The organism is Nitrososphaera sp., from assembly GCF_050748925.1.
Lineage (GTDB): Archaea > Thermoproteota > Nitrososphaeria > Nitrososphaerales > Nitrososphaeraceae > Nitrososphaera.
In genome coordinates, this window is record NZ_JBOGQF010000092.1 from 1 (window position 1) to 7,293 (window position 7,293).

At 56.8% G+C, this 7,293-nt stretch carries 5 protein-coding genes; 1 reads left to right on the top strand and 4 read right to left on the bottom strand.

All coding sequences use genetic code 11. The annotated features are described in order from the left end of the window. Positions 1-251: 251 nt before the first annotated feature. The gene (locus ACREAY_RS08335) at positions 252-551 is read right to left on the bottom strand and encodes a hypothetical protein (RefSeq protein ID WP_431755310.1); all 300 of its coding nucleotides are present in this window, start codon (positions 549-551) and stop codon (positions 252-254) included. Between the two features lie 81 nt (positions 552-632). On the opposite strand from ACREAY_RS08335, the gene ACREAY_RS08340 reads away from it, so the two are divergent. Beyond that, complete coding sequence (locus tag ACREAY_RS08340; protein ID WP_431755311.1) at positions 633-836, top strand: hypothetical protein; 204 nt, start codon at positions 633-635, stop codon at positions 834-836. On the opposite strand, the gene uvrC is transcribed toward ACREAY_RS08340, so the two are convergent. Genes uvrC through uvrB form a run of 3 tightly spaced genes read right to left on the bottom strand, consistent with a single transcriptional unit; the run spans position 823 to position 7,255 of the window. Further along, positions 823-2,427, bottom strand: coding sequence for an excinuclease ABC subunit UvrC (gene uvrC, locus ACREAY_RS08345; protein WP_431755312.1), 1,605 nt, complete (start codon positions 2,425-2,427; stop codon positions 823-825). The two genes, ACREAY_RS08340 and uvrC, sit on opposite strands and share 14 nt — an antisense overlap. Further along, positions 2,427-5,276, bottom strand: a complete 2,850-nt coding sequence (gene uvrA, locus ACREAY_RS08350; protein WP_431755313.1) for an excinuclease ABC subunit UvrA — start codon at positions 5,274-5,276, stop codon at positions 2,427-2,429. Before uvrA ends, uvrC begins: the two co-directional genes overlap by 1 nt. Continuing rightward, positions 5,273-7,255: an excinuclease ABC subunit UvrB gene (gene uvrB, locus ACREAY_RS08355; protein ID WP_431755314.1), complete on the bottom strand. Its 1,983-nt coding sequence runs from the start codon at positions 7,253-7,255 to the stop codon at positions 5,273-5,275. The genes uvrA and uvrB overlap by 4 nt, the downstream gene beginning before the upstream one ends. Between the last annotated feature and the right edge of the window lie 38 nt (positions 7,256-7,293).

The window sequence follows — 7,293 nt, forward strand, 5'->3', positions numbered from 1 at the left end:
AGTGTAAGCGGGGATGATGCATGATTATCATCCGCCGACTTACACGCGGCGTGGAAGCCGTGGTGTCTGCCGACGTATTATGAGAATTACCAGATAAAAGCAGGTTGCAAGTATATGAAAATACGTATTGCAAAGTCAGGTGTCGCAGCGGCTACCGCACATGCAGCATTCCTTCTGGCAGGCGCCTTCCTTGTTGTGGTAGCCGTACTCGTGCCTGCACGCCGGGCAGAGCGCGTGTGAATCCTGCTCTGTCATCGTATCGCCCTTGATATCTCGGTCTGGGAGCCAAAGGTGTCCTTTGCCTCCGGGATGTGCCGCTCTATCGCCCTGTGCGCCGAGTCGATAAACACGTTGGCCGGGTCCTGCCTTTTGAGCATCTTGGCCAGCTTGCTTGCAGACGAGCCCATCTTTTCAAAATAGATCTGAGAGCTTGCTTCTATAATCCTGTCCGCGTCTTCGCACGATATCCCGTTCTTTCTCAGGTGCTGCTCGAGCTTGCCTGCAAACTGGGCAAAGTACATCGAGTATGGATTCTCATCAAATGCCGACATGTTTCACTCGTTGCCTATATTTCGCAGAGGATGGATTTTAGCTTTCTTAAAGTTTTTAACAGCTGCCTGTCATTGAGAGGTATGGTCAACAGTCAGGATGCGCTGGTTTGGCCGTTTATCGCCGGCAGGGTGGCGATGGACATGGCCATGTCCGCGTCAGTCGCCTGGGCGCGCATCGCGCAGATTGCAGCCCAGTCCGCGGACAATGCACTTGGCAGGTACATCGAGCTGACGGAGCAAGAGATCAAGAGGGCAGGCAAGCGCGAAAGCGTCAAGGTCGAGTGATCTTTCTCAGCTTTCTGTTGTAGGCAAGGCCGAACCTGTGCGCCTCGTCCCTTGCGTGCTGCAGCATGCGCAGCGCGGAGTTGCTCCTTGGCAGCGTCACCGGTTCTGTTGCGCCCGGCAAATAGATCTCCTCGTCCTCTTTAGCCAGGCTGGCGCACGCGACGTCCGGCAGGCCAATCGCCCTCAGAGCGGCAGTCGCGGCGCCCAGCTGGCCCCTGCCCCCGTCAACCACTACCAGGTCCGGTATGTCGCCTGACGCATACCTGCGCCTGACCAGCTCGCCTATCATGGCAAAGTCGTTCTGCCCCGTTATCGTCCGTATCTTGAACTTGCGGTATCCTGACTTGTCCGGCCTGCCGGCTGCAAAGCGGACGCACGAGCCGACGGCAATGTCCGTGCCGAGGTTTGACACGTCAAAGCAGTCTATAGTGTCCGGCATCACCTGCAGCAAAAGCGACTTTTTCAGCTCGACCACGGCAGGTGCATAGCCCCGCTCGACGTACATTGCCAGGTTGCGCATTATCAGGTCCACCAGCTGCTTTTTCTCCGGCTCCGCTGCCCTTGATATCCTGACGCTGTGGCCGGACAATTTTTCAAGCGAGGTTTGCAGCGCCTGCTTTGACTCGGGCTCCTCGCTTGTGTATATCGCGTAGGGGATGGTCGGCGACGAAGAATAATACTGGAGCATAAAGGTGGAAATCGAGTTGTCAGCCACCAGGTCGAACTCGAACTTTTTGCGGTCAGAGATGACTCCGTGGGTGCGCTTGAACGTCATGACGTGCGCTATTCCCTTTTTGTCGTCGCGCACGATACCGACGTATTCTTCGTCCGGGTTCTTGCCCGGCGCCTTGTCTATCTTTTGGCGCACCTTCAAGTCGTCGAGCCGAAACAGCGTGTCGCGGATCTCTTTTGCGCGCTCGTAATTGCCAACCTCTGACGCGTGCCTCATCTCCGCCTCCATCTCTTGCGCAAACCGCTCGACGCTGCTCTTGCCCTCCAATATGCCGCGCAGCGACTCTATCCCTTCCATGTACCTCTGCTGCGTCACCTTGGCTATGCAGGGCGCGTCGCAGTTCTTTATGAAATATTGCAGGCATGGCGTCTTTGGGAGCCTATTGCATATCCTCACCTTGAAGAGCTTGCGCAAGAGCCCTATGGTCAGGTATTTCGTGCTGCCGTGCACAAACGGGCCGTACACCGACCCCTTGGGGCCTTGGAACTCGCCTGACCTGTTTCTGCGCGCGACCAGCAGCCGGGGAAACGGCTCGTCGGTTATCTTCAAGTACGAGTAGCGGTTGTTGTCCTTGAGCGCAATGTTGAACTCGGGCCGGTAGCGCCTTATCAGGTTCGCCTCAAGCAGGAAAGCCTCCGTCTCGTTGTCGGTAACCACGAATTCAAGGTCGACTATCCTTGCAACGAGGCGCGCCGTCTTGGTGCTAAAATCGTGCTTGACAAAATACGAAGCCACCCTCTTGGAGAGGTCCTTGGCCTTGCCGATGTAGATTATCCTGCCACCTTCGTCTTTCATTAGGTAGATGCCCGGCTCGCGGGGCAGCCTTTTTTCGCGCACTGCCTCAGTTGAAAGGGTCATTATCTCCTCACCAGCTTTTCTGTCGCCAGCTTTTGCTTCAGATACTGGCCGGTATAGCTGGCGGGGTTTTCGCATATCTGCTCCGGCGTGCCGGCCGCCACCACTGTGCCCCCGCCCTCTCCGCCTTCCGGCCCGAGGTCGACCAGCCAGTCGGCGGACGCGATGACGTCAAGGTTGTGCTCGATGATTATGATGGTATTGCCAATGTCAACCAGCCTCTTCAATACGTGCAAGAGTTTGCTCACATCTGCAAAGTGGAGGCCAGTCGTGGGCTCGTCAAGGATGTACACGGTCTTGCCCGTGTCGCGCTTTGACAGCTCGGCTGCAAGTTTGATGCGCTGCGCCTCGCCCCCTGACATCGTCGTTGCCGGCTGGCCGAGGCGCAGGTACCCAAGCCCGACGTCGCTGAGCGTCTGCAACTTTCTGGTGATGGCCGGGATGCTCGAAAAGAACTCTAATGCTTCCTCGATTGTCATGTCCAGCACGTCCGATACCGTCTTGCCCTTGAACTTTATTGAAAGCGTCTCCGAGTTGTAGCGCCTGCCCTTGCACTCGTCGCACGTCACGTACACATCGGGCAGGAACTGCATCTCTATCTTTTTCACACCGCCTCCCTCGCAGGCCTCGCACCTGCCCTCCGCGACGTTGAACGAGAACCTGCCGGCGGAATAGCCCATCTCGCGGGCGTGCGGGGTCTTGGCAAACAGCTCACGAACCGCGGTGAACGCGTTGACATATGTTGCGGCGTTGGACCGAGGCGTCCTGCCTATAGGCGACTGGTCGATGCCTATCACCTTGTCAACGTGCTCGATGCCTGACAACCTATCGTGCTTGCCGGGCCGGTCCTTTGCGCCGTAGAAATGCTCTGCAAGGGCCTTGAACAAAATGTCGTTGACAAGCGTCGACTTGCCAGAGCCGGACACGCCCGTGACGACTGTCATGCAGCCGAGCGGGAATTTTGTCTCTATCGACTTTAGGTTGTTTTCAGAAGCGCCGTGCACGGCCAGCCATCTCGCAGGTTTTTTTCGCTCGTGCGTGTGCGCCACCAGCTGGTCGCCGCGGAGAAACGCGCCCGTGACAGAGCCGGGGCTTTTCATAATGTCCGCAAACGTGCCTGATGCCACGACCTGGCCGCCGTGGATGCCTGCGCCCGGCCCGATGTCGATTATCCAGTCGGAGCTGCGCATCACTTCTTCGTCGTGCTCGACCACCACAAGCGTGTTGTCAAGGTCGCGCAGCTTTTTCAAAGTATCAATCAGCAGCGTGTTGTCTCGCTGGTGGAGCCCTATCGTGGGCTCGTCAAGGACGTAAAGCACGCCTGTCAAATTCGATCCAATTTGCGTCGCAAGCCTTATTCTCTGCGACTCGCCGCCAGAAAGCGTGGCGCTCATCCTGTTGAGCGTCAGGTAGTTGAGCCCGACGTTGCGCAAAAACTCGAGCCGCGACAATATCTCCTTCAATATGGTGCGGGCGATGTACCTCTCTGTCTCTGACAGCTCGAGCGCATGAAAGAACCTGTGCGCGCCGTCTATCGACAGGTCGCACGCCTCCATTATCGACTTTTCTCCTACCTTGACCGCCAGCGCCTCGTCGCGCAGCCGGCGCCCGTTGCACCGCTCGCAGGGGCGCTCGCGCATGAACTTCATCAGGTCCTCGCGCTTGCTCTCCGACTCGGTCGTCTTGTAGGTGCGGTCGAGGTTGGGTATGACGCCCTCAAACGTTCCGCTGTACTCCCACCTGCTGTCGGTGTGGCGCGACTCGTACTTGAACCGGATGCTCTCGTCGGTGCCGTACATGATGACCTGCAGCTGCCGGGGCGACATCTTTCCCACCGGAGTCGACAGGTCAAAGCCGAACTTGCGGCCGACGTCCTTTAGCATCGAAGACCTGAACGTCGCAAAGTGGCCCGACCATGGCTTTATCGCGCCCTCGAGGATGCTCTTTTGCCTGTCCGGTATTATCAGGTCGGGGTCGAACTCTATCTTTATCCCAAGGCCGTTGCAGACCTGGCAGGCGCCAAAGGGCGAGTTGAACGAAAACGTCCTGGGCTCAATGTCGCCTATGCTTATCTCGCAGTGGGGGCAAGCGTTCTTTTGCGAGTACATCGCATCCTTGCTGTCCACCGACACCACGACGGTGCCGCTGCCTACTTTTAGCGCAGACTGGATAGACTCGAACAGCCTGCTCTTTTCTTCTGGCAAAACCTTCAGCCTGTCCACGATGACTTCAATGGTGTGCATTTTCTGCTTGTCGAGCCTGGGCAGCTGCGGCTTTTCATCGTCTTCGAGGTTCGTCACCTCGCCGTCGAGCCGTATGCGGGAATAGCCATCCTGCTTCAGCTCCTCAAACAGTTTTTCATAAGTCCCCTTCTTTGCCTGCACCACCGGCCCCATCACCATGACGTTCTTGCCCTCTGCCACTCGAAGTACCGATTCTGTTATCGAGTCGACAGACTGGCTCGCAATCCTTCTGCCGCACTTGGGGCAATGGGGCACGCCTATCCTTGCGTACAGCAGGCGGAGGTAGTCGTAAATCTCTGTCACGGTCCCGACCGTGGAGCGGGGGTTCTTGCTCGTCGTCTTTTGCTGGATAGAGATGGCAGGCGAGAGGCCGTCAATCGAGTCGACGTCGGGCTTGTCCATCAGCTCCAGGAACTGGCGCGCGTACGCAGACAGCGATTCCACATACCTGCGCTGCCCTTCCGCGTAAATGGTGTCAAAGGCAAGCGTCGACTTGCCAGACCCCGACAGGCCGGTAATCACTACGAGCCTGTTCTTTGGGATCTCGACGCTGATGTTTTTCAGGTTGTGCTGGCGCGCGCCGCGGATTATTATCTTGTCGTGCATCATGACACCTCCGACGCCGGGCTCGGGTCGCCCATCGCCTTCTTTACCTTTGCCAGTTTTTCGCGGAACCGTATCGCGTTTTCAAAGTCCAGCTGCTCGGCATACTTTTTCATGGTGGCCTCTGTCTCTATTGCAAGTCGTAAAAGATCGCGCCGCGTCATGGATTTGGTCTCTGCCGCAAGTGCGACTTCGCCGGTGACAGAGCTTTCCTGCACCGGCTTGACAATAGTCTTTGGGGTTATCATGTGGACCTTGTTGTATTCCAGCTGGCGGCTGCGCCTGCGCTCAGTCTCTTCTATTGCAGCTCTCATAGAGTCGGTAATCCTGTCTGAATACAGTATCACGCTGCCGTCGACGTTGCGCGCCGCCCTGCCAAAGGTCTGGATGAGGCTGGTGGCGTTGCGCAAAAAGCCCTCCTTGTCCGCGTCCAGTATCGCGACAAGCGACACCTCCGGGATGTCGAGGCCCTCCCTCAGAAGGTTGATGCCTACAAGGACGTCGAATTCGCCCAGCCGCAGCTGCCGTATCAGCTCGGTGCGCTCCAGACCTTCTATCTCTGAATGGAGGTAGCGCACCCGTATGTCGTTTTTCGCGAGGAATTCTGCCAGGTCCTCTGCCATCCTCTTTGTAAGCGTGGTAACAAGCGTGCGCTGCTCGCGCTTCGTGCGGACGTTGATCTCTTTTATCAGGTCTTCCATCTGGTCCTTGGTCGGCCTGACTTCTACCGTAGGGTCTACAAGCCCAGTCGGCCTCACCAGCTGCTCGGCGACCTGCCTGCTTGATTCAAGCTCGTATTTTGACGGCGTCGCGGAAACGAAAACAGTGTTTTTAAGGTACCTCTCAAACTCGTCAAACTTTAGCGGCCTGTTGTCAAACGCGCTCGGCAGGCGGAACCCAAAGTCGATAAGCGATTTTTTCCTGGTATAGTCGCCTTTGTACATGCCGTGCAGCTGCGGGAGCGTGACGTGCGACTCGTCTATCACGAGCAAAAAGTCGTTGCCAAAAAAGTCCAGCAGGCAGAACGGCGGCTGGCCCGGCGCCCTGCCGTCAAGGTGGCGGGAATAGTTTTCGATGCCGGAGCAGTAGCCGAGCTCCTCTATCATTTCAAGGTCGTATTTCGTCCTTGATGCCAGCCTCTGCCTTTCAAGCTCCGACGGTAATTGCGGTAGCCATTCTCCAAGCTCCCGCCTTATTGCGTCTGTAGCCCTGAGGCGAGACTCGTCGGCCGTGATGTAGTGCTTGGCCGGGAATATCCTTATCGAATTCACGTCGCGCAGCTTTTTCATGCTGACGTGGTCGTGGATGCTTATGCGCTCTATCTCATCGCCAAACATCGTCACCCTCACAACGTCGTCAGTGTAGCCGGGGATGATGTCTATGGTGTCGCCTTTTGCGCGAAAGGTGCCGGGCACAAGCGCGACGTCGTTTCGGTCATAGCGCGCCTCTATCAGGTTGTGGATCATGACCTTGCGGTCGATGACGTCGCCTTTTGTAAGTGCGATCGCGCTGTCCTCCCATTCTTTTGGAGAGCCGAGGGAATAGATGCATGATACTGTCGCCACGATTATCGTCGGCTCGCCGGACATCAGCATCGCGGTCGCCTCGAGACGCATCCTTTCAATTTTTTCGTTCACGTCCGTGTCCTTTTCGATGTACGTGTCCGTCTGCGGGATGTAACTTTCAGGCTGGTAATAATCGTAAAAGCTGACGAAATAGCCGACGTTGTTTTGCGGGAAAAATTCCTTGAACTCTGCGTACAACTGTGCGGCGAGGGTCTTGTTGTGTGATATGACAAGGGCGTTCTTGTTTGTGCGCGCTATGACGTTTGCGACGGTGAAGGTCTTGCCGCTGCCCGTGACGCCGAGGAGCGTCTGCCTGCCGCCCTTTTGCACCCCGTTTGCCAGCTTTTCTATTGCCTCCGGCTGGTCGCCGCTAGGCTGGAAAATATCTGCAAGCTGGAATCGCCTTGAGGTAGAGAGCAAGGGAATTTACAATCTGAAAAACGCGCATATATCCCTAC